Origin of the sequence: Bradyrhizobium sp. Mp19, from assembly GCF_029952935.1 — a bacterium.
Taxonomy (GTDB): domain Bacteria; phylum Pseudomonadota; class Alphaproteobacteria; order Rhizobiales; family Xanthobacteraceae; genus Bradyrhizobium; species Bradyrhizobium elkanii.
The window spans coordinates 1-1,213 of sequence record NZ_JASAUT010000169.1; the positions used below are offsets into that span (position 1 = coordinate 1).

Sequence of the window (1,213 nt, forward strand, 5' to 3'; positions counted from 1 at the left end):
CTAGTGTCCTGAACCAGAAGTTCGCAACATCGCGTCGTGTTTTGGCGGGGCATTGTAGCGGCAGAAGCGCTCGATGGAAGCAAGGATGTTATCGGCGGATTTGGTCCATCGGAACGGTTTGGGATCGGCGTTGTGTCGTTCGATGAACGTGGCGATGTCCGCCCTGAGGGCGGTTACGCTGCGATAGACGCCGCGCCTGATCTTCTTATCGGTGAGGAGCGCGAAGAAGCGCTCGACTTGGTTGAGCCATGACGAACTGGTCGGGGTCAGGTGCACGTGCCAACGCGGCCGTTTGGCCAACCATCTCCGGATCATTGGGGTCTTGTGCGTGACGTAATTGTCCATGACGAGATGAACGTCGAGGTCGCGCGGTACGGCAGCCTCGATCTCGTCGAGGAACTTGCGGAACTCGGCGGTGCGGTGGCGCCCGTAGCACTTGCCAATGACCCGTCCGGTCGCAATATCGAGGGCAGCGAACAGCGATGTGGTGCCAAGCCTTTTGTAGTCGTGGCTCCTTCGGGCCGCCTGGCCGGGACGCATCGGCAACATCGGCTGGCTGCGGTCCAGCGCCTGGATTTGGGATTTCTCATCCACACACAGAACGATGGCGTGCTCCGGCGGTGAGACGTAGAGGCCCACGACATCGCGCACTTTGGCCACAAAGTTCGGATCGGTCGAGAGCTTGAACGTCTCCATCCGGTGCGGCTGGAGCCCGAAGGCCCGCCAGATGCGTTGTACCGTCGACACCGATAGGCCGCTGGTCTTCGCCATGTCGCGGGAGCTCCAATGAGTGGCGTTCTCAGGGCAACTCTCCAACGTCCTCACGATCACGGCTTCGATGCGGGTGTCGTCAATCGTGCGCGGCGCGCCGGAACGCGGCTCGTCGTGCAGCCCGGCCACACGCTGCTCCATAAAACGCCGCCGCCATTTGCCTACGGTCTGTCGGTCCAGCCCAAGCTTGGCCGCCACTTCCGTGTTCTGACCACCTTCCGCACAGGCCAGCACGATCCGGGCTCTCAGAGCCAGCGCCTGCGCCGTCTTCCGCCGCATCGTCAGCGACGTCAGTTCGGCCCACTCATCATCGCTCAATATCAGGGGGGCAAGTTGCTGGACAGCCATTGGAGACTCCGTCGCCGTTTGCCTCCATCCTTGGCACAGCGACGCGAATCTACTGCGAATCTATGATTGCGAACTTGTGACTCGGGACACTAGC

At 61.6% G+C, this 1,213-nt stretch carries 1 protein-coding gene; it reads right to left on the minus strand.

Annotated elements, in window-relative coordinates; translation table 11 throughout:
- Positions 1–1,119 carry an IS630 family transposase gene (locus QJT82_RS45400; protein ID WP_028339170.1) on the minus strand — a complete coding sequence of 373 codons (1,119 nt, stop codon included), beginning with the start codon at positions 1,117–1,119 and terminating at the stop codon, positions 1–3.
- Positions 1,120–1,213 lie beyond the last annotated feature (94 nt).